Annotated in this window: 23 protein-coding genes, 11 tRNA genes and 1 rRNA gene; 2 read left to right on the plus strand and 33 right to left on the minus strand. The window is 40.4% G+C overall.

Going from position 1 to position 21,203, the window contains the following annotated elements:
• From A3GQ_RS0119065 to pxpB, 6 genes are all read right to left on the minus strand, one after another.
• A 23S ribosomal RNA gene (locus A3GQ_RS0119065) occupies window positions 1-102 on the minus strand; the annotation flags it as partial.
• Window positions 103-501: 399 nt separating this feature from the next.
• Complete coding sequence (locus A3GQ_RS25005) at window positions 502-996, minus strand: DUF2690 domain-containing protein (protein WP_051272111.1); 495 nt, start codon at window positions 994-996, stop codon at window positions 502-504.
• 315 nt (window positions 997-1,311) lie between these two features.
• Complete coding sequence (locus tag A3GQ_RS0119075) at window positions 1,312-1,710, minus strand: hypothetical protein (RefSeq protein WP_169818313.1); 399 nt, start codon at window positions 1,708-1,710, stop codon at window positions 1,312-1,314.
• Window positions 1,711-1,850: 140 nt separating this feature from the next.
• Window positions 1,851-3,452 carry a catalase gene (locus A3GQ_RS0119085; protein WP_028778427.1) on the minus strand — a complete coding sequence of 534 codons (1,602 nt, stop codon included), beginning with the start codon at window positions 3,450-3,452 and terminating at the stop codon, window positions 1,851-1,853.
• Window positions 3,453-3,581: 129 nt separating this feature from the next.
• Entirely contained in the window at window positions 3,582-4,586 is a 1,005-nt protein-coding gene (locus A3GQ_RS0119090) for a 5-oxoprolinase subunit C family protein (protein ID WP_028778428.1), read from the minus strand.
• A complete protein-coding gene (gene pxpB, locus A3GQ_RS0119095) occupies window positions 4,583-5,353 on the minus strand; it encodes a 5-oxoprolinase subunit PxpB (protein ID WP_037465560.1) in 771 nt (256 codons plus the stop codon). The genes A3GQ_RS0119090 and pxpB overlap by 4 nt, the downstream gene beginning before the upstream one ends.
• A 310-nt stretch (window positions 5,354-5,663) precedes the next feature.
• Here pxpB and A3GQ_RS0119100 point away from each other — a divergent pair, with 310 nt between their 5' ends.
• Window positions 5,664-6,434, plus strand: a complete 771-nt coding sequence (locus A3GQ_RS0119100; RefSeq protein WP_028778430.1) for a LamB/YcsF family protein — start codon at window positions 5,664-5,666, stop codon at window positions 6,432-6,434.
• Between the two features lie 224 nt (window positions 6,435-6,658).
• Here A3GQ_RS0119100 and groL read toward each other — a convergent pair whose 3' ends face one another.
• The 26 genes from groL to A3GQ_RS0119235 all read right to left on the minus strand — a co-directional run bounded on the left by groL (window position 6,659) and on the right by A3GQ_RS0119235 (window position 18,558).
• The gene (gene groL, locus A3GQ_RS0119105; protein WP_028778431.1) at window positions 6,659-8,299 is read right to left on the minus strand and encodes a chaperonin GroEL; all 1,641 of its coding nucleotides are present in this window, start codon (window positions 8,297-8,299) and stop codon (window positions 6,659-6,661) included.
• A 28-nt stretch (window positions 8,300-8,327) separates the two neighbouring features.
• The gene (gene groES / locus A3GQ_RS0119110) at window positions 8,328-8,612 is read right to left on the minus strand and encodes a co-chaperone GroES (RefSeq protein ID WP_028778432.1); all 285 of its coding nucleotides are present in this window, start codon (window positions 8,610-8,612) and stop codon (window positions 8,328-8,330) included.
• 120 nt (window positions 8,613-8,732) lie between these two features.
• On the minus strand, window positions 8,733-9,482 hold the full coding sequence (gene tatC, locus A3GQ_RS0119115; protein WP_028778433.1) for a twin-arginine translocase subunit TatC: 750 nt from the start codon (window positions 9,480-9,482) through the stop codon (window positions 8,733-8,735).
• Between the two features lie 11 nt (window positions 9,483-9,493).
• Window positions 9,494-10,153 (minus strand): redox-sensing transcriptional repressor Rex, encoded by a 660-nt coding sequence (locus tag A3GQ_RS0119120; protein WP_028778434.1) that lies wholly within the window; start codon window positions 10,151-10,153, stop codon window positions 9,494-9,496.
• 70 nt (window positions 10,154-10,223) lie between these two features.
• Entirely contained in the window at window positions 10,224-10,772 is a 549-nt protein-coding gene (locus A3GQ_RS0119125; protein WP_028778435.1) for a 5-formyltetrahydrofolate cyclo-ligase, read from the minus strand.
• Between the two features lie 202 nt (window positions 10,773-10,974).
• Window positions 10,975-11,259, minus strand: coding sequence for a hypothetical protein (locus A3GQ_RS0119130; RefSeq protein WP_028778436.1), 285 nt, complete (start codon window positions 11,257-11,259; stop codon window positions 10,975-10,977).
• A 223-nt stretch (window positions 11,260-11,482) separates the two neighbouring features.
• Window positions 11,483-11,770 carry a hypothetical protein gene (locus A3GQ_RS27350; protein WP_156877817.1) on the minus strand — a complete coding sequence of 96 codons (288 nt, stop codon included), beginning with the start codon at window positions 11,768-11,770 and terminating at the stop codon, window positions 11,483-11,485.
• A 739-nt stretch (window positions 11,771-12,509) separates the two neighbouring features.
• Window positions 12,510-12,968 (minus strand): hypothetical protein, encoded by a 459-nt coding sequence (locus A3GQ_RS0119140; RefSeq protein WP_156877819.1) that lies wholly within the window; start codon window positions 12,966-12,968, stop codon window positions 12,510-12,512.
• Between the two features lie 159 nt (window positions 12,969-13,127).
• The gene (locus A3GQ_RS0119150; RefSeq protein ID WP_028778439.1) at window positions 13,128-13,406 is read right to left on the minus strand and encodes a hypothetical protein; all 279 of its coding nucleotides are present in this window, start codon (window positions 13,404-13,406) and stop codon (window positions 13,128-13,130) included.
• 77 nt (window positions 13,407-13,483) lie between these two features.
• On the minus strand, window positions 13,484-14,482 hold the full coding sequence (gene tsaD, locus A3GQ_RS0119155) for a tRNA (adenosine(37)-N6)-threonylcarbamoyltransferase complex transferase subunit TsaD (RefSeq protein WP_028778440.1): 999 nt from the start codon (window positions 14,480-14,482) through the stop codon (window positions 13,484-13,486).
• Complete coding sequence (gene rimI, locus A3GQ_RS0119160; RefSeq protein WP_028778441.1) at window positions 14,472-14,936, minus strand: ribosomal protein S18-alanine N-acetyltransferase; 465 nt, start codon at window positions 14,934-14,936, stop codon at window positions 14,472-14,474. The genes tsaD and rimI overlap by 11 nt, the downstream gene beginning before the upstream one ends.
• The gene (gene tsaB, locus A3GQ_RS0119165; RefSeq protein ID WP_028778442.1) at window positions 14,933-15,634 is read right to left on the minus strand and encodes a tRNA (adenosine(37)-N6)-threonylcarbamoyltransferase complex dimerization subunit type 1 TsaB; all 702 of its coding nucleotides are present in this window, start codon (window positions 15,632-15,634) and stop codon (window positions 14,933-14,935) included. Before tsaB ends, rimI begins: the two co-directional genes overlap by 4 nt.
• Window positions 15,631-16,074, minus strand: a complete 444-nt coding sequence (tsaE, locus tag A3GQ_RS0119170; protein ID WP_028778443.1) for a tRNA (adenosine(37)-N6)-threonylcarbamoyltransferase complex ATPase subunit type 1 TsaE — start codon at window positions 16,072-16,074, stop codon at window positions 15,631-15,633. The genes tsaB and tsaE overlap by 4 nt, the downstream gene beginning before the upstream one ends.
• Window positions 16,075-16,190: 116 nt before the next feature.
• Window positions 16,191-16,264 (minus strand) — tRNA-Gly (locus A3GQ_RS0119175).
• An 84-nt stretch (window positions 16,265-16,348) separates the two neighbouring features.
• Window positions 16,349-16,434 (minus strand) — tRNA-Leu (locus A3GQ_RS0119180).
• Window positions 16,435-16,460: 26 nt separating this feature from the next.
• Window positions 16,461-16,544 (minus strand) — tRNA-Leu (locus A3GQ_RS0119185).
• A gap of 10 nt (window positions 16,545-16,554) precedes the next feature.
• Window positions 16,555-16,630 (minus strand) — tRNA-Lys (locus tag A3GQ_RS0119190).
• A gap of 20 nt (window positions 16,631-16,650) precedes the next feature.
• A tRNA-Gln gene (locus tag A3GQ_RS0119195) sits at window positions 16,651-16,725 on the minus strand.
• A 23-nt stretch (window positions 16,726-16,748) separates the two neighbouring features.
• Window positions 16,749-16,824, minus strand: a tRNA-His gene (locus A3GQ_RS0119200).
• Window positions 16,825-16,834: 10 nt separating this feature from the next.
• Window positions 16,835-16,911, minus strand: a tRNA-Asp gene (locus A3GQ_RS0119205).
• A 28-nt stretch (window positions 16,912-16,939) separates the two neighbouring features.
• A tRNA-Val gene (locus tag A3GQ_RS0119210) sits at window positions 16,940-17,015 on the minus strand.
• A gap of 5 nt (window positions 17,016-17,020) precedes the next feature.
• A tRNA-Glu gene (locus A3GQ_RS0119215) sits at window positions 17,021-17,097 on the minus strand.
• A 23-nt stretch (window positions 17,098-17,120) separates the two neighbouring features.
• Window positions 17,121-17,211, minus strand: a tRNA-Ser gene (locus A3GQ_RS0119220).
• Between the two features lie 5 nt (window positions 17,212-17,216).
• A tRNA-Asn gene (locus A3GQ_RS0119225) sits at window positions 17,217-17,291 on the minus strand.
• A 187-nt stretch (window positions 17,292-17,478) separates the two neighbouring features.
• Window positions 17,479-18,180 (minus strand): Bax inhibitor-1/YccA family protein, encoded by a 702-nt coding sequence (locus A3GQ_RS0119230; protein ID WP_028778444.1) that lies wholly within the window; start codon window positions 18,178-18,180, stop codon window positions 17,479-17,481.
• A gap of 60 nt (window positions 18,181-18,240) precedes the next feature.
• Complete coding sequence (locus A3GQ_RS0119235; RefSeq protein ID WP_037465563.1) at window positions 18,241-18,558, minus strand: hypothetical protein; 318 nt, start codon at window positions 18,556-18,558, stop codon at window positions 18,241-18,243.
• A gap of 138 nt (window positions 18,559-18,696) precedes the next feature.
• Here A3GQ_RS0119235 and cmpA point away from each other — a divergent pair, with 138 nt between their 5' ends.
• Window positions 18,697-18,834: a cortex morphogenetic protein CmpA gene (gene cmpA / locus A3GQ_RS27360; protein WP_156877820.1), complete on the plus strand. Its 138-nt coding sequence runs from the start codon at window positions 18,697-18,699 to the stop codon at window positions 18,832-18,834.
• 89 nt (window positions 18,835-18,923) lie between these two features.
• Here cmpA and A3GQ_RS0119245 read toward each other — a convergent pair whose 3' ends face one another.
• Window positions 18,924-21,053, minus strand: a complete 2,130-nt coding sequence (locus tag A3GQ_RS0119245; protein ID WP_028778446.1) for a Tex family protein — start codon at window positions 21,051-21,053, stop codon at window positions 18,924-18,926.
• Window positions 21,054-21,203: the final 150 nt, after the last annotated feature.

The following is a 21,203-nucleotide window of genomic DNA, read 5'->3' on the forward strand; positions in this document are numbered from 1 at the left end:
TCAAAGCTCACTTACAGCTCCCCGGAGCATATCGGTGTTCGTCCCGTCCTTCATCGGCTCCTAGCGCCAAGGCATCCACCGTGTGCCCTTAGTAGCTTCTCCTACTATTCTTACTTGGTGATACAAATTTTCATCTCTATCACCCGGTGTTCGCAACTTGACGGAAAAGACACACATGTCTTTTCTCTATCATCATTTCCTATCCAATTTTCAAAGTGCGACTTGGCGCTTCTGCGCCTTAGCGCAACTTGTCATTGTAATGGTGGTAAGTGAGAAGTGCTTATCTCAACTTGTCCCAACAAGAATCAAGTTTTGCTTTTTTGTTGTTGTGTCAGCCGTTTGTGTGTTGCTCGCGGCGACAAGAAATAATATAACATGGCTAAAAAAAGATTGCAACCCCTTTTTTATAAAAAAATTTAATCGAGAACAATTCAAGTCCAATCAGCACATAATAACACCTTCGTTCAAAAATTGAGCGAAGGTGGAGAGATAAATATAATTCTAATAAGATGCGGTATATGAGATTCCTGTTTTACTATAAAATACAGAGTCAGGATTTTGAGTAACAGCTACCAGTGCATAAGCTGTGTTTGGATTATAATCATATACCATTGGACTGTAGCAAGATTGTTCGGTAGGTTGGATCGCGCCGTTTCCACCCGAGTCACTACAAATGAATTCTTTACCATCGTTATTCCGAATTACTGATCCTTGAACTCTATAACCAGATGGGAGTTTACTGTTGAGTACTACATATACCCAAGCAGTTTTACATTTCGAGCTGAACTTCAGATGAACAGTGCCTGAAATACCAAAATGTGAAAAACTCTTAGATTTTCCGGTGGGGGTGTAGCCAGTATCATCACAATTAGTACCAGTAGGGCTCTTACCATCGTAGGAATAGTTAGCTGCACTTGCATTGAGAGGAAAACTTAAAAGCAATACTGCACCTACAAGGACGAGAAACAAACGACTAACAATCTTTTGATAGGCCATGCCGATTCTTCCCCCTTACAATGATATATGTTTATTTTTTTAAAAGAGCATATAAAATGTTGTATTTTTAAAACATCTTATATACTAAAATATAAAACTATTCGCGTAAGTTGGTCAAGTGGAAATGTACACCACTTTTCTTTTTTTGGGACACTTTATAATTATAGAATAATATTAAATTTCTATCCGTTTCAAGAAAAATCACCTTCGCTAATTTGTCAAGACGATAGAGGAAATCATCCCCCAGATTCCATACCTGCAAGCGATAAAAAAATTACCTGTTTCATAAGCAAACTACTGCCTATGAAGAAAATACTAGTAATTATATACGACTGCTTTTGCATCACAGTGGTTTCGATTATATGGTCTTTTATCATAGCAATGTATGTAAAGCTGGTACGTACCATATAGACCAGAAACATTATATGTTTGACTACCTTTCCCAGCTTTCGTCTCGCTAATCACTTTTTTCTTCGTTTTTACATCTGTCACATGGAAGGCAACTTTTGCATCGTTGTTATTCGTGATGACAATTCTCAATTTGTGATTGGCATTCGCAGCAATTTCGGGTGTCCAATGTTCGTGTCTTTCCCCTTTGATATAAGTTGAAACACTCGTATTTTTAGCCTCTGCTACTAAATTAGATTGAATGGTAAATGTAAAAACAAATGCTAAACCAACAATGAAACAAGGCATCCAAATTTTCCTCATCATGTTTACCAACCCTTTCCTGTTAATTTCATTAATATAACAAATATTTAGTCATTTCTGTCTGTTGTTTTTTACTTTCTGTGAATAAATGGAGAAATTTAGGTTCCAAATCATTAAAAAAGGTAGTGGGTACACTACCTTTTTTAATATGGATCTGCTTCATGTCCTTTGTTAATCGCTTCTTGTGGTGCTTTCTCTCCTGCCCGATTCCCAAGCGGTTTTTGACTAGATCCGTCTTTGGAAGCATTTTTCAATCCATCTCTTAAACGCTTCCCATACTCCGCATCTGCTTGTTCGGCTAAATATAACATTTGATCTTGAATTCTTTTATCACAATTGGCCAGACCAGACACAAGATTAGCGATCAGTTCATCCTTTTCCCATACCTCAAATTGGCGATAGGTATCTCCAGCTTGTTTGGTATTGCTCTGACGATCAATCGATTGACGTACCAAATTGCCTGCTACATATGGAGTATGTTCTTTTCCGTCTTGTCGGGCTTCTTGTAATCCACCTAAGACAGAGGGTTCATAATTAATATGAGGATTTTGCCCTGGTGCAATGTCTACTTTGTACTGCATCTGCCCGCCGCTTTGATTTGTGGCCACTCTCTTTTTTGGTGCATTGATTGGTAATTGTAAATAATTTGCTCCCACACGATAACGTTGTGTATCGGAATAAGAAAATGTTCTACCTTGCAGCATTTTATCATCTGAAAAATCCAATCCATCGACTAAAACACCTGTCCCAAATGCCACTTGTTCGACTTCGTTGAAGTAGTTTTCGGGATTTTTATTTAATACCATCTTCCCAACAGGTAACCATGGAAATTTTTCTTCCGGCCACAGTTTTGTATCATCTAATGGATCAAAATCCAGCTCAGAATGTGCATCATCACTCATGATTTGGACCAATAACTCCCACTCTGGATAATCTCCGTTTTCAATCGCATCGTATAAATCCTGTGTCGCATGGTTGAAGTTAGTTGCCTGTATCGCTTCTGCATCTTTTTGCGTCAAATTTTTAATCCCTTGTTTTGGCTCCCAGTGGTATTTTACTAATACCGCTTGACCTTCATTATTTACCCATTTGTATGTATTTACTCCAGAACCTTGCATCATTCGATAATTTGCCGGAATACCCCATGGTGAAAACAAAAACGTAACCATATGAAATGTCTCAGGGGAGTTAGAACAAAAATCAAAAAATCTTTCATTGTCTTGAATATTAGTGATCGGATCTGGCTTAAAAGCATGAACCATATCAGGAAACTTCATCGCATCACGAATAAAAAATATTTTTAGGTTGTTCCCCACCAAATCCCAGTTTCCATCCTCTGTATAAAATTTCACCGCAAATCCACGTGGGTCACGTAGCGTCTCGGGTGAGTGTCCACCATGAATAACAGAAGAAAATCGAACAAATACGGGAGTCTTCTTCCCTTTTTCTTGAAATAACTTCGCACGAGTGTATGTGGATACAGGCTCTTCTCCTGCTGTTCCATATGTTTCAAAGTAACCATGAGCGCCTGCTCCACGTGCATGAACGACGCGTTCAGGTATACGTTCACGATCAAAATGGCTGATCTTTTCTATAAAATCGTAGTTCTCTAGTGTACTAGGGCCACGGTTTCCTACTGTGCGGATGTTTTGGTTGTTCGTGATTGGATGCCCTTGCCTATTTGTTAATGTTGTATCTTTTCCAGTATTATCTTGGTTATGGTCATGATGTAACTGATTTTTCATTTACCATCCACCTCAGTAAGTAGTTATCACCTTCTTTTTTATCTTGTCCCTACTTTGGTAGATTCATCCATTTGAAATTTTTCGTTCCTATCTATCACCAGTTTATATTTTTATTGCGTTTTTTCTATTTTATGTTTCTTTTAAAAGAAGCCCTGCACTTAGTTGTTTCATCTGTCGTTCTTGCTCTAGGTAAAGCTGTTCTGCCTCATTTCGTGTAATTTCTTTAAATCGAATTCTTTCACCTGGCTTTACTTGTGCTAGGAGAGGCAGGTCAACAGTTGCCACTTGGGCAATTTTCGGATATCCGCCTGTCGTCTGCCGATCAGCAAGCAAGATAATTGGGTTTCCATCCTTCGGTACTTGAATCGTACCGTTGGAAACAGCTTCAGAAATAAGGTCAAATGAACCCTCTGTCTGTAAAGAAGGGCCCTCTATTCGGTAACCCATTCGATCTGACTTTGGAGAGATTCGAAAGTCTTGCTCAAAGAATTGCCTTTGACTTGATGAGGTAAAACGGTCAAATTCTCCCCCTCTTAAAACTCGAATCTCTGGACTTTTACTGATATTCACAAATGATTCTGAACTAACATACCAATTAACTGTAGCAAATGAGTAAGAACCCGCTCTTTTTTTCAACTGTTGAAGAAGCCGAATAGCTCTTTTCGGCATTTTGTTGCAACTCAGTGTATCTGCTGTTTTTAGGGCTCGTCCCCTATATCCCCCTATTTTTCCTCGCAAATAAGTACTCTTGCTTTTCATCACATCCTCAATAGCAAAACCACCAGCAACAGACATATAGGCCCGACAACCCGAACGGCATGCAGGAAAGCGAAGCACACTTCCTTTTCTCACATAGACAGGTCTCCATAAAGGTAAAGATTCTTGCCCTATTGCCGGGGACAGGTCTCCACCTGTAACAGAAATTAATAAGTCTTCTTCCACCAAAAATGATGCTCCCATTAACGTGATTTCTAAAGCAGCTTCTCCCTCTTGATTGCCAACAAGCAAATTCGCAATCCGAAGAGAGTTAACATCCATAGCGCCACTCACAACAACTCCATATTTTTGAAAACCGTATCTCCCTAAATCTTGAATACTAGTAAGTAAACCAGGATTATTTACTTTTATGCTCATAAAATTTTCTCCTTATGCCTCTTATATTCCTCAAGAGAAATTGGCTTGAACTTGACTATATCTCCCGATCGCAGAAGACTTGGAGGATTTTCTTTTGGATAAAAGAGATCAACCGGTGTGCGACCAATTATTTGCCAGCCACCAGGTGTGGAAATGGGATAAACACCTGTCTGCATACCAGCAATGCCGACTGATCCTGATGGTATCGATAATCTCGGTGAATGATGGCGTGGTGTCGCGATCTTTTCAGACATTCCTCCTAAATAAGGAAAACCGGGAGCAAACCCTATTATATATACGAGATATTCTGATTTCGAATGAATTTGAATGACTTCCATTGCCGATAAATGATGATACTCTGCCACCGCTTCTAAATCCGGTCCAAACTCCCCTCCATAGCAAACCGGAATGTCAACAACACGATGCTTTACTTCCTTTACCTCTTTCAATTCTTTTAGCTTCTCTTTTATTATGGAATATACAATGCTATAAGGTGACTGTTCTTTCTCAGAAAGATGAACATACTCACCTTGCTTTTTATACTTTTCATAAACATGTACAGGATTATAAAAAATAGTCACGCTTGTAAATGCTGGGACACATTCTATAAAGCCAGCAAAGGAGTGTGCTTCCATCTCATCCGTGAACGCTTTCACTTTTAAATGTACTTCACGATTAATCACTGATCCAAACTGAACAAGAATCGCTGAATCTCCGAGTGGTTTAATCTGTATATTCGAATTCTCATCTAAATTGGTCTGAAGCATTTCAATCCCCCCTATCTATTTGTCATTCGGAATGTGATTTCTGTTTATTGGTTATAAAACTATTATAATTGTCTGAATAAAAAAACACTAATCATTCCTGTTTGGAGTTAATGAAAGGTTAACTTAAGAGGCAAAAAGGAATATAAAATCGGAAATTTATTATTTTTTCATTTTTTATTGTATGTTACCTATTAGTTAACAAACTGATTCTTATCGATATTATGCTTAGCCTCATCATAACAGCAAACAATCGCCATTTAGCGTAGAATTTAAAGAGAATGGAATATTTAATAGATAGGGAGCTTTTTATATGTATCAAGTTGATTTAAATTGTGATTTAGGAGAAAGTTTTGGAGTTTATAAACTAGGGATAGACGAAGAGATTCTTCCGTTCGTCACATCAGCTAATATTGCCTGTGGATTTCATGCTGGGGACCCGTCTGTAATACGAAATACTGTCAAACTAGCGCTTAAATACGGCGTCAAGATTGGCGCACATCCTGGGTTTCCTGACTTGATTGGATTCGGAAGGCGCAACATCAGTATTACACCACAAGAAGCATATGATATTACCATTTATCAAATCGGAGCACTTAATGGATTTATCAAAGCAGAAGGCGAAAATATGCAGCATGTCAAACCACATGGGGCATTGTACAACATGGCATCAAAAGATAGAACATTAGCAGAAGCAATTGCTGAAGCCGTTTATAAAGTAGATTCACAACTCATTCTGTTCGGTCTTGCAGGCAGTGAGTTGGTTCAAGCTGGGGAAAAAATAGGCCTACAAACAGCACATGAAGTATTTTCTGATCGCACTTACCAGCAAGACGGATCCTTAACACCGCGAAACCAACCAAACGCACTTATACACAACAATGAGCAAGCTGTCGCTCAGGTTGTTCGAATGGTCAAAGACGGAAAAGTTCTCTCACAGCAAGGTGTCGATGTGTCTGTCAAAGCTCATACGATTTGCATTCATGGAGACGGATCTGAAGCACTTGCATTCGCTCGTCAAATTCGGAAAGTTCTTGAAGACTCGAAAATAGTGGTGAAAGCAATCAACAATAAGGATGGTTAAGGAGAATGGATTCTTACACCATTATTAACGGAAGTTGGTTTAACACAGAGAGAGAATAAAGAGACATTCATTAAACGCTAACATGAAAAAAAGGCCTCTCAACAGTGTTATAAACTGATGAAAGGCCTTCTCTCTTTTTTATTATTCTATGTCTGTTTTTTACCAAAGACAAGATAACAAATTAGTTGGAAAACGTTGATACAAAAAGGGTTTTAAATCCCTAATTACATCATGCCGCCCATTCCACCCATTCCGCCCATGTCAGGCATAGCTGGTGCTTTGTTTTCTTCTGGCTTATCTGCAACAACTGCTTCGGTGGTTAGAACCATTGCAGCTACAGATGCAGCGTTTTGTAATGCAGAACGAGTAACTTTAGCAGGATCTACAATACCAACTTGGATCATGTTTACCCATTCTCCAGTCAATGCGTTGAAGCCTACTCCAACTTCTTCTTTTTTCAGACGCTCCACAATGACGGATCCTTCTAGACCTGCATTGTGTGCGATTTGACGAACTGGCTCTTCAAGAGAACGTTTGATGATCGATACACCTGTCTTTTCGTCACCAATTGGTAGAGAAGACTCTAGTTGGTCAACAGAACGAATCACGTTCACCAATGCGGTACCACCACCAGAAACGATACCTTCTTCTACTGCTGCACGTGTAGAGTTTAGCGCATCTTCGATACGAAGTTTTTTCTCTTTCAATTCGGTTTCGGTAGCTGCACCAACTTTAATAACTGCTACACCACCAGAAAGTTTTGCTAAGCGCTCTTGCAATTTCTCTCTATCAAATTCAGAAGTGGTTTCTTCCACTTGTTGTCGAATTTGAGAAACGCGGCCTTTGATTTCGCTTGCTTCTCCAGCACCATCTACGATAATGGTGTTGTCTTTGTTTATACGTACTTGGTGTGCACTACCTAGTGCATCTAGACCAGTAGTTTTTAGATCAAGACCAAGATCTTCGGTGATCACTTGGCCACCAGTGAGGATAGCGATATCTTCAAGCATTGCTTTTCTACGATCACCAAATCCAGGAGCTTTTACAGCTACTGCGGTGAAAGTACCACGTAGTTTGTTCAATACGATCGTGGTTAATGCTTCGCCTTCTACATCTTCTGCAATGATCAAGATGGAACGACCTTGTTGCACAACTTTTTCAAGCAATGGAACGATATCTTGAACATTGCTGATTTTTTTATCTGTGATCAAGATGTATGGATCATCCAAAACAGCTTCCATTTTATCTGTATCGGTAACCATATAGGACGCGATGTATCCACGGTCAAATTGCATACCTTCTACTACATCGAGTTCGGTAGTGATACCTTTGGATTCTTCTACAGTGATAACTCCATCGTTACCCACTTTTTCCATTGCTTCTGCAATGAGTTTACCTACTTCATCATCGTTAGCAGAAATAGCTGCTACTTGAGCGATAGACTCTTTGCCTTCGATTGGTTTTGCAATCTCTTTGATTTGAGCTACAGCAGTTGTAACTGCTTTTTCGATTCCTTTACGAACGATCATTGGATTTGCACCAGCAGCAACGTTTTTCAAACCTTCACGAATGATAGCTTGAGCAAGTACAGTAGCTGTAGTGGTTCCGTCCCCAGCAATATCGTTTGTTTTGGTAGCTACTTCTTTTACCAATTGAGCTCCCATGTTTTCAAAAGCATCTTCTAGTTCGATTTCTTTTGCAATGGTTACACCATCATTGGTGATGAGTGGAGAACCAAATTTACGTTCCAATACCACGTTACGACCTTTTGGCCCCAAAGTTACTTTTACTGCGTCTGCTAATGCATCCACACCGCGAAGCATCGCACGGCGAGAGTCTTCACTAAATTTAATCTCTTTAGCCATAATAAAAATCTCCCTTCTTATGTAAAAATTACTCGATTACTGCAAGAATATCGCTTTCGCGTAAGATGAGGTATTCTTTCTCATCATATTTTACTTCAGTTCCAGCATACTTAGAGAAAATAACAAGATCACCTGCGTTTACTTCAAGTGCAACGCGGTTACCGTTTTCGTCGATACGTCCAGTACCAACAGCAACGACTCTTCCTTCTTGTGGTTTTTCCTTAGCGGAATCAGGTAGAATGATACCGCTTGCGGTTGTTTCTTCTTTCTCAACAGCTTCTAGAATGACACGATCACCAAGTGGTTTAATCATGATGGGAAAACCTCCTTTTTTTCGTTCGATTATTAGCACTCTACTCCATCGAGTGCTAACACCCAATACTTATGATAATCATCTAAGATACATTTTGCAAGCTCTAAGCAAAAAAATGTGTCAATCATCTGTCGTAAGCGATTCCAACTCTGATTCCTTTTCTATTCGGCGAAATAACCAAATGGAAAGTGCGATACTGATCTCATAGAGCAGGATCAATGGAACAGCTACTAAAAAATTAGAAAGTAAATCTGGTGTGATGATAAGAGCGATCACAATCAAGACGATATAAGCTATCTTTCGTACTTTGATTAACAAAGCTGGAGTGATCAATCGTAGACGTGTTAAAAAAAGTACGATAACTGGCAGTAAAAATAATAATGCTAAAGGGACAATGACATTAAACATAAAACTAATATACTGATATATTCCATACATTTGCTTGACACCAAGATCTTTGGAGATTTTGGTGAGAAAATCGATCATTAGTGGAAAAACTAAAAAATATCCAAATAATAATCCTCCAATAAATAGGAGGAAAGCTACAGGAATATAGATTAAAGTAGCTTTTTGTTCACGAGGTTCTAGACCTGGTCGAACAAATTGCCAAAGATGATAGAGCAAAACAGGTAACGTAAGGATAAATGCTGATACCAGCGATATTTGCATATAAATTTTAAATGAATCCGCTGGAGATAGTGCATATAATGCAAAATGTTCGTTTGCATCTTTGCCAATAATCTTAAATATATCTGCTGCATATAAAAAACTAGCTACTAAGCCCACAACGAAAGTAGCGAGCACCCAAATAAGGCGTCGCCTAAGTTCAACTAAATGATCTGCTAATGGTTGAAATTCTTCTTCGCTCATCAGAATACCCCTTAAAACTCTTCCTCTTCCAATATTTCATCTGCTGGAAATTTCTTAAGAAAATAGATCAGTGTCTGTAGTTCTGTGGTGAGATCTATATGATGGATACGCACATGATCAGGTGCGGTGATTCGTGCAGGAGTAAAATTCAATATCCCTCTAATACCGGCATCTACAATAAAATCAGCTGTTCCCTGTGCAACGTTTAACGGCACAGTAAGAATAGCAACTTCTACATGATGCAAGACAATAACTTCTGATAATCGATCCATCGAATACACTGGAATCCCATCGATATCAGAACCTATTTTGCTAGCTTCCTGATCAAAACCAGCAACGATTTTTGTATTGTGAGATCGGTAAAAATTGTAACGTAACAAAGCAGTTCCCAAGTTTCCCACACCTATGAGCACTACATTTGTTACTTCGTCTTGTTTGAGGAAATCTCTTAAAAACTGCAAAAGATACGTAACATTATAGCCATATCCTTTTTTTCCTAATTCTCCGAGGTAGGAAAAATCACGCCGGATGGTGGCTGGATCAATTTGTAATGCTTCACTTAAATCAGCAGATGATATCCGCTGTTTTCCAATGGCATGTAATTTTTCTAAATAACGGTAATATAATGGCAACCGTTTTGCAGTTACTTTTGGGATTTTCTGTTCTGCCAATAGAAAGCCACCTCCCCAGCTTTTATTATACGGCAAAAAAGAGAACAGGCAAAATATCTAACAGGGATATTTAACCATTTTTTCCAGAAGTAATAACGAGATCCATAGGTATATCATGGACTTCTGGAAAAATTGTTTCCACAATTTGCTCGTGATAAGCTATTCCACATTTATATACGTCTGGTATGTTTGAAAAAAAACGATCGTAGTGCCCTTTTCCAAATCCAAGTCGATAACCTTGTTGATCAAAAGCAACACCAGGAACTAACACAAGGTCAAGCTCATGTAAATCTACTTTCTCACAACCAGATCTCGGTTCTAGTATGTGAAATTCACTTTGTTCCAGATCACTTGGAGACGTAAACAAGCGAGGAATGATTTCGTCTTGCTTCATACTCGGAAGCGATACTCTTTTCCCCTGTTTCCAAGCATCCTCAATCAATGGATATAAACTCACTTCATTGCGAACAGAAAAATAGGCGAGGATGGAAGATGCATTTTTGTATATCGGTAATTGTTTGATCTGTTCGCAAATATTTCTGGAAGCTTGTACACGATAGGGGGAGCGCATCTTCATTCTACGAGCTAGCATTTCTTGACGGATCGAATTTTTATTCATCTGCTTTTTCCCTTTCTTGTTATGTCGGGGAATCTCTCTATCATAACACTTTTAGAAATCCAGTAGGAAATCAATTCTCACAGCAAAAAAGCTAGCATATTCGCTAGCACATCTATGTTTTCTTTCTCGTTTTCGGGCGGACGTTTGAATCATAGCAAACTGGATACATGCAAGATCCAAACGTCCATTACCTGTGATGTCCTCAGAGCTTCCTTAGAGCCCAGAGCAGACAGGCATTTTTCCAGAGCACGGTCAGAAGGTTCACCTTGTCACAAGGTGTCTTTGGTCCATACTTCCTTTTGGTCACTCCAAAAATCGCGATACAAAGCAAGAGAATCAAACCTTCCCAAACCAAGGGATTTTCAGGAGAGAAAGAATACAGTGTATCCATCTCCTTCCGAACCCCATCCTTGATCATTGTTACGGGATTGATTTCTTCTGGAGTTGGGTGACCAGTAGATGCGATCAAACCACGTTTGTCGTTCATGAAGCCTCTTATCCAAAAACGCAGGACGATTCGGTACGTAATTAGTATACCTCTTCTTCCAGAGTGAAAAAAGAATTTCCACTTTGTAAAATTATACAAAAAGTAGGCCAACCTCAAAGGCTGGCCTACTTTCTATCTATGTCATGTAATGTTATATTCGGCGGACAGTAATGTAGGATGAGTGGCTCTCATCAACTAGACACACTGCCCTTCCGTCCTAGTACTAGCGGTTCTTCCAGTCGTCACGGTCCTTCCGAGCGTGATTGTTGCTGAGATCGTTCATCACCAGCCACACCACTCCAAGGAAGAAAGCGGGGATGAGGAGCTTACCTGCCACGTCGTTCAGGATCTCTATGCCGCTCTGGAGAATCGCGACCGGATTGACAGAGACCGGCATTTCGAACACGGTGAACTCGACCTCGAAGAGGGAGGGCGCGAACTTGCTGACAACCATGAAGATGGTAGCCAGGATCGCGACGGTGCCCAGGAAGATCTTCGAACCACGGGACATGGTTTCCTCAGCTTTCTTGATGGTTTTCCATCATCTAGGACGGACTTGTATATTTATTATATAAAAAGGAAATTCGTTTTCAACGATTTTTCAATTTGTAAAATTATACAAAAATAGACCACTCCCTGAGGTTGGTCTACTGTTTTTATGTTGTGATTCATTTTTTCGGGGGACAGCAGATGTTGCCGATGAACATCGTCATCAACAAAACAAATACTGTCCTTCTCGTCCTATAGGTAAAGTTATCCTCTCAATTTCTCAGCGCTAGCTATTGGCAGATTCCGCCACTTCGACGAAGACCACGAGACCCAAGTGACCTACTTGATGAGGTAGGAAACGAAGTTCACCCACGTGCGGGGATTCAACTGGAACCGGATGATCTCGATCGACTGGGAGACGGTCCTCGTCCAGTCGACATCGACCAGCAAGAAGCTCACCAGAGCGAAGATGACCACTCCCCAGAGGGCCCAGATCTGCGTCTCGGTACGAGCGTGGTTGGAGAGACGAGAGAGGAGAGACATGTCAGTCTCCTTCCCCAGCAAAAGCTGGAATAGAACGAGTAGTTGGTTCATTTTATTATATACAAATTTTCATTTTCATTAAAGAATTAAAAAAGCAAAAAGCCAGCATACAATCGCTGACTTTTTCATCTATTGGTGTTTCATTACCGTTCGGGGGACAACTGTTGCGGATGACTGGAGGTCACCAACATCAATTGCCCGGTCCCGTCCTTGCGAGGTCAGTCCTGCGAGTTCTTCAGTGCCAGCGGCGCCTTCGGCTGCTGAGCGGTCAGGTTCGTGATCACGTACGGCTTGTTGTTCTTCGGCAGCATCTTGCCCTCGATCTTGGCGATCTGGATCTTGACCCAGGCCACCACGATGGGATCGATGTACCGCTTCGCCAGAGTGATGACGAACTTGGCGACGATCAGAATGATGAGCGTCAGCACCGGGTGAGCGATGACCCACGACAGATCGGTCTTGATGATGTACTCGCCGGTCCTCATGAGCATGTCGAGGATCTCGTCCCTGTGCTCGTCCTGCCACTGAACGAGACCGTCCTTCAACTGGGTGAGACCCAGGAGGAGCTGGTTGAAGCCCAGGAGGACGTACTTGTGAGTCGTGTCGGCCCACTTGGGAAAGGCGATCAGACCGATGATGACGAAGGTCAGAACCTTGGTGTCGATGATACGACGCATGACAGTTTGCCTCTTTTCTCGACTTAAAGTCGAATTGGGGACGGGTGGTTTGTACCTTTAGTATATGTAAAATAATCAAAAATGAAAACAGGAAAATGTGTGAATAAATGCAAAAAAACTAGCTTCTTCAGCTAGTTTCCCATTCTTAAATCTATCAATTCACTTTAAAGGTTCATCTTTTTGAATGATATCCGTTTTCGAATCACCAAAAATCTTCTCCCAATATCCAAACTTTTTGAGGAAAAGGTAGAGCACAACAGAGTAAACCAACACACTTTCAACAAGATGTAAAAAGGTAGTCAAATCAATAGCAAATCCATTTATGGTAAATACGATTTGAATCGGGGATAATAGTTTCCAAACAATCAACTGACCAATACTAAAGGCACAGACAAACAGAATCAATTTACCAAAGTTCTTCCACTCTGCACGTTTCATGGTGTCCCTCTTTTCCAAGATATCGCTTTTGCTTGAACTATACAGCAGGAAAGATGTAGGGAGTAATCATAGAAAACTTAAATCAATGGTAGATTTGGTACTGCATTTAATTCCAAATCTACGGGATTCCCTTCTTGATAAAGAAAATATGCCGCCGAGGCGATCATTGCTGCATTATCTGTACACAGTTCCAATGAAGGAATAGTTAACGTTATTTTCTCTTGCTTGGCTCTGTTATGCAATCGACTACGGAGTCCACTGTTCGCCGCTACTCCACCAGCTACTACGAGGTTGGAAACTTCTTTTTGGGTGATTGCACGAAATGTTTTTTCCACTAGCACATCCAGTACAGCCGTTTGAAAACTAGCTGCCAAATCTTTTTCAACGTACCGCTCGTTTTGCTTCATAAACTGCATAACCGCCGATTTTAATCCGCTAAAACTAAAGTCCAGTGATCCTTTTTCCAGCCACGCACGTGGCAGAGAATACGCGGGTGACCCTTGGGCTGCTAAACGGTCAATATGCGGTCCACCTGGGTAAGGTAGATTCATTAGGCGGGCAACTTTATCAAATGCTTCTCCTACAGCATCATCTCGTGTTCGTCCTAAACGTTCAAAATTCATATGATCTTTCATATAAATAAGCTCTGTATGGCCACCAGAAACAATAAGAGCAATAAGCGGAAATTGGAGCGGGCTAACCAAATGATTGGCATAAATATGTCCCGCTATATGGTGAACAGGAATCAGTGGAATGCGAAGTGCATATGCCAATGCTTTTGCAGCTGCTACGCCAACTAACAAAGCACCCACTAGACCTGGACCTTGCGTAACCGCAATCGCTGTGAGCTGATTTTTGGTGACATTTGCTTCCAATAAGGCTTGCTCGATAATCAACGTAATCCGTTCCACATGACGCCTTGAAGCAACTTCTGGCACTACCCCTCCAAAAGCTTGATGGATTTCCATCTGCGAACTGATCACATTAGAAAGAACCGCATGTCCATCCACTACGACAGAAACACTGGTCTCATCACAACTTGTTTCAATACCAAGTATCACATTTTTATTCTCCATTTAAAATCAACCCCATCAATATCGCATCTTCTCCATTGTCTGGATAATAGGCTTTCCTTGTACCGATCACCGTAAATCCGAGATCACGATACATTCGTTGGGCAATCTTGTTTGATTTCCTTACTTCAAGGGACATCTTCAATGCTCCTAATTGTTTTGCTAATTCAATCATATAAATAAGTGTCTCTTTCCCTGTCCCTTGTCCTCGATAAGCTGGATGGAGTGCCACATTGGTCATTTGTGCTTCATCAAGAACCACCCACATGCCAGCATACCCAGCGATTTGACCATCGACCAAAGAAACAACATAATAGGCTAAATCATTAGAGGTAATCTCGTCTTCAAAAGAATATTCACTCCATGGATCAGCAAAAGAAAGTGTCTCAATTTCCATGATAGCCGGAATATCTGTTACTTTCATCGGTCGAAATAATACCGTTTTGGTTGAATTCATGATAAACGACCCAGTAAATTTTTCTCTGCTAGTGTTAATTGCAAATAATTTGGGGCAAAGTCTTGGTTTTCGCCTTTATCCGATTCTAACCATTGTTGTAAAGCTAGAATTCCTAAATTGCTGGCACGCGGAAGATGAAAAGCAGCAGGAGAAAATTGAGCTTGATCACCTAATTCCCCTTCTATTTTGCTTTGAAAAATATGGGTATCATCTCCGACAAATAAGACACTTTTTTTATCTATTTTTAGTTCTGTTAATAAGTCATCAATCAGCAAAATTTTTTCAGGCATCTTTTCTTGTAATTTCCCATTTTCCTTTTGGTACACGGAGGTATACACTTGCTCTCGTCTTGCATCAATAAGTGGAACGATATTTCCAGGGAAATATAGGCCATTCATTGCCATTACAGCTAGTGTAGAGACAGCAAGAAAAGGCTTCTGCAAGGACCAAGCCAATGTTTTGATAGTCGTAACTCCGATACGAACGCCAGTATATGAACCTGGACCCGCTGTAACTGCAAAAATATCTATATCAGACAAGGACATATCCAAATCTGTCAACAATTCATCTATTGCAGGCATTAGTCGAACCGAATGGTTCTTTTTGAGATTGGTTGATTTCTCTCCTAATACTTTTTGTTCATTTAAAACAGCTATGCTTAGGACAAGCGTAGAAGTATCTACTGCTAAAATATTCATGACATTAACCCCTTATATAACTTGGCCGAATGAATCGATATTGCTCTGGCCCCTGTAGAAAGCGCTTCAATATCGATTGCTATTGTCTCTTCTGGAAGAAGCGAATCAATACGCGATGGCCATTCTACTAAACACACACCATCACCAAATAAATACTCATCTAAGCCTAAGTCTTCCATGCTTTCCTCATCCAATCGATAAACATCCATATGATAAAGAGGTAGTCTTCCCTCATATATTTTTAAAATCGAGAATGTAGGGCTGTCTACATACTCCTCTACTCCAAGCCCTTTTGCTAATCCTTGAGAAAAAGTAGTTTTTCCAGCTCCCAGTTCTCCTGATAAAGCGATAACTGAGCCCTTGGATAACATAGAACCGATCTGTGAGGCCAATGCTCTTGTTTCTTTCTCACTATTTGTAACTATCACTTGTTTATCCAAGGTGTGACACCGTCCATCCATAAGAAATAATTCTATCTTACCAAGAAATGAGAAAAGAAGAAAGTTCGTCTCTCCAAATAAAGGAAAAGTTGCACATATTGTGCAACTTTTTATCGTGGAGCGGGTGAAGGGAATCGAACCCTCACATTCGGCTTGGAAGGCCGATGTTCTACCATTGAACTACACCCGCATATTTCATTTAGCTCGCATTACTACTGATAGTTTTGGTATAAAAAAAGAAAAGTTACAGTCATAACTCTTCCAATAAGGAAAATGGTGCGGTCGATGGGACTCGAACCCATACGGCCTAGGGCCACTACCCCCTCAAGATAGCGTGTCTGCCAATTCCACCACGACCGCAAGTTTTCAATTTTAATTATAGTATATGGTACGGGTGAAGGGACTTGAACCCCCACGCCTCTCGGCGCCAGAACCTAAATCTGGTGCGTCTGCCATTCCGCCACACCCGCATATATAAAATGGTGAGCCATGAAGGACTCGAACCTTCGACCCTCTGATTAAAAGTCAGATGCTCTACCAACTGAGCTAATGGCTCTTACAAAATTAAGGAAAAAATGGCTGGGGAGGAAGGATTCGAACCTTCGGTACACGGTACCAAAAACCGATGCCTTACCTCTTGGCTACTCCCCAACAGAATTAATAGGCGTTAAAAATGGGGCGAACGACGGGATTCGAACCCGCGAGTGCCGGAGCCACAATCCGGTGTGTTAACCGCTTCACCACGATCGCCACAAAAAAATGGCGGGGCTGACGGGATTCGAACCCGCGGTCTCCTGCGTGACAGGCAGGCATGTTAGGCCTCTACACCACAGCCCCAAAAGGGTTAAAGAAATTCTGTAAAACATGGTGGGCGCTGACGGGATCGAACCGCCGACCCCATGCTTGTAAGGCATGTGCTCTCCCAGCTGAGCTAAGCGCCCAAAAATGGTGACCCGTAGGGGATTCGAACCCCTGCATGCCAGCGTGAAAGGCTGGTGTGTTGAACCGCTTCACCAACGGGCCATACTAATCATAACAAAAAAGTCTGGCGGAGAGAGAGGGATTCGAACCCTCGCATGGCTTACGCCATCTAACGGTTTAGCAAACCGTCCTCTTCGGCCTCTTGAGTATCTCTCCAGGATTGGCTCCCAAAGCAGGATTCGAACCTGCAACCTATCGGTTAACAGCCGATTGCTCTGCCGTTGAGCTATTTGGGAACATTTTTGAAGACAAGAGTTATTCTATCAAAAATCTTAAATCATTGCAAGCATTTTTTCTTCCGCTTCAAGCGACTTCTATAATCTAGCATGATTTAACCTTCTTCGTCAAGCATATTTTTTTATGTTATCAAAAAAACCTCCCCACGATATAGTGAGAAGGCTTTTGAGGCTAATCTAAGCGAACTTAGTCTCTGTTGAATATATTGATCAAGCTTTGCAAAATGGCAATGAAATCAATATATAACATCAATGCGCCAAATATAGCTACTTTTGTAGCAGTATTTTGATCCATCGATTGGATACTATGGCTCAGACGTTTAATATTTTGCACATCATACGCTGTAATCCCACAGAAAACGGCTACAATGATGTAAGAAAGAATCAAATCGAAACCACTGCTTTGTATGAAAAAGATATTCACTACACTTGCTAAAAGAATTCCGATCACAAACATTAACAAAATGGATCCCATTTTGGAAAGATCGGCTTTCGTCAAGTAACCAAGTGCAGCAGATATACCAAACATACCAGCAGTAATAATAAAAGCTGAACCAACTGTACTGATGTCGACGTAAGCAAGAATAACCGTAAAAGTTATTCCGTTTAAGGCTGCGTACAAGAAAAACAAAAACGTAGCCGTAAAGGCAGAAATTCTACCGATCAAGGCGGAAATAGCAAGCACGATAATAATTTCCACGATAATGGCACCCCATAGGATACCAGGATTAAAAACGATCATCGATGCGATATCTGTATTACTACTTAAGAAATATGCAATAATTCCTGTTAGTAGTAAGCCAGCAAACATCCACGAAAAAACGCGTTGAAATAAGCGTTGATCTGTTTTAACCGCAGAAGAAGAAGATTGATAGTATTGTGGTCCCACTACTCATTCCTCCAATATTGGTGTAAGAAAACCATTCATATTTCAAGTATACTTACTTGATCAAGAAAGATCAAGCAACCCTAATCCTTCGATACTTCTTTTGGTTTCATCACTTCCTAATCGATAAATGGCCTCATAAATCTCTTTTATGTTTTGATCGACATCTGTACTTGCTTTTTGTCGTTCATCTGTAAGGTAGGGAAGATGCGCTTGGACGTATGTATCCCAATCATTATTGTATGTACGTTGAAACAAGTCTTGTAGATTATTTATTTCATCTTCTGTCGCCTGAATCTCAAAATCATAGGGAGCATCATCTAATAATTTTTCCGAATGGATGGTTCCATCTACCGTGACATAATATGTTTCTTTTTCCATTTCTATTCACCTCTCTTTCCTTTTACCCCCAAATTTGCACTTTCATTCCTTTTTTGTTAAATCTCTTGAACTTAGGAACAAGACAACCTATTTGTGTAATAAACATAAATAATGTCAGTTTTACGGGGGGAAATGCTCATGCCCAAATGGCTGAGTAAACAATTGATGCAAGCTTTTAGGCAAAAAGATCGTGGGCAAGTACGATTTCTAAATCGCTGCTGGTTTACGTTTATAAAAAAAGAGTATGATGAGAAAGGCAATCATCCGTTATCTTGACAACCCATAAAAATCCAAAATATGACAATATCTTTCTTATTCATGAAAAGAGCTAGGCATTCCCTTATAGAGAAATACCTAGCTCTTTGTTAATTTATCATACTGAGACTGACACGATCACGTACTTTGTCTACAGACAACACCCAAACATCTACAATATCTCCTACCGTAACCACATCCATTGGATTGCGTACATATCGGTTGCTGAGTTTGGAAATGTGAACAAGTGCATCATTTTTTAATCCAATGTCTACAAATGCTCCAAATGCAACTACATTTCGAATGGTTCCTTTTAACTGCATACCAGTCTCCAAATCCTCTGCTTTTAAAACATCCGAGCGTAGAATCGGGCTAGGTAATGATTCCCTTGGGTCCCTTCCTGGCCGAAGCAAAGAATCAATGATATCTTTCATCGTTGGCACACCACTGTCCAGTTCTCGAGCCATGCTGTGTACGTCTACTTTTTTTAATGTTTCTTTTGATTCCTCGAGTCCTAGATCATGTGCGGAAATTCCTAGTTTTTGCAACAATTGTTCTGCAATAGAATACGATTCAGGGTGAATAGGTGTTTTATCTAACGGATTTTCTCCATCTCGAATTCGTAAAAAACCGATACACTGTTCAAATGTTTTTGCTCCTAGTTTCGAAACCTTTTTCAACTGTTTTCGGTTTGTAAATTTTCCTATTTTTTCTCTTTCTATCACTATATTTTTCGCTACTGTTTTGCTTACTCCAGAAATATACTGCAACAGTGCTGGAGATGCTGTATTCACATCCACCCCTACATAGTTAACAGATGATTCCACTACTTGCGTCAAAGACTCAGACAATTTTTTTTGATTCACATCATGCTGATACTGTCCTACTCCAACCGACTTTGGGTCGATTTTCACCAATTCGGCCAGTGGATCTTGCAAACGTCTTGCGATTGAAACAGCACTTCTGCGGGCTGCATCTAGTTCTGGAAATTCCTCTTTCGCTAGTGGTGAAGCAGAATATACACTAGCACCTGCCTCATTTACAATCACATAGTACATTTCTCTGTCCGATTCTTGAATGACTTCGGCTATAAAGTCTTCTGTTTCCCGTGAAGCTGTCCCATTACCTATAGCAATAAGGTTGATGGGATATTTGGCCAAAAGCGTATTTACTTTATCTTTTGCTTCTTCTATTCGCTCATTTGGCTTAGTTGGATAGATAACATCAATATCCAATAGTTTTCCTGTATCATCCACAACTGCCAATTTACAACCTGTTCGATAGGCAGGGTCTACCCCCAATACGACTTTTCCGGCAATAGGAGATTGTAATAACAAATGTCTAAGATTCTCTTTAAAAATATCAATTGCCTTTTCTTCCGCGTCAGCTAACATCCTTGCATGAATTTCACGATCAATCGATGGTGCGATCAATCTTTTATAGCTGTCCTGTATAATCGGAAGGGTATATGTATTTTCATGCGGAAACCACTTGCGCAGTAAAGAATAAACATCTTCTTGAACAGTAAGTTTCAATTTCAACATACCTTCTCTTTCTGCTCGGCGTACTGCGAGAACGCGATGAGAAGGCATAGTGCGGATCGGTTCTTGGTAATCATAGTACATTTCATAAACAGAGGATTCATCTGCATCTACTGCTTTGGATTCTAATATACCTTGATTCCACGTATAGGTGCGGACCCACTTTCTCGTGTCTGCATCTTCAGACAGCTCTTCTGCGAGAATGTCTAGTGCTCCTTTGATTGCATCCTCGGTTGATTTTACGTCTTTCTCTTCGTTTACAAATGGAGAAGCGAGTTCATTGCTATCCACGATTTCTTTTGCTTCCAAAATAATTTTGGCAAGCGGCTCCAAACCTCTTTCTCTTGCCATACTTGCTCTTGTTTTTCTTTTGGGACGATAGGGTAAGTATAAATCTTCTAGTTCTTGAAGTTTCGTAGCTTTTAATAATTTTTGATGCAATTCCTCTGTGAGCTTGCCTTGTTCATCTATCAAACGGATAATTTCATCTCTGCGAGCATAAAGTCCAGCAATATATCGATATCTTTCTTCAATTTGACGAAGTTGCTCTTCATCAAGTTCTCCAGTCATTTCCTTACGGTAACGAGCGATAAATGGGATAGTATTACCTTCTTCTAATAGTTCCATTGTCACTTTTACTTGTTCCACTCGAAAAGATAATTCCCGAGCAACTTGTTCCACCAAATCCATAACTTCCATCTTGGCACCACCTAAACTTGTGTTCGCTTTCTATTTTGGCACACTTGGACATTATCTGTAAAACGGATTAAAAAAACTTGTCCACCAAGTGGACAAGCGGCTACTTTCAATACGGGCATGTGAAGGTAAATATGTAAATTCTCAGCTGTT

This window comes from Shimazuella kribbensis DSM 45090 (assembly GCF_000428065.1).
GTDB lineage: Bacteria > Bacillota > Bacilli > Thermoactinomycetales > Thermoactinomycetaceae > Shimazuella > Shimazuella kribbensis.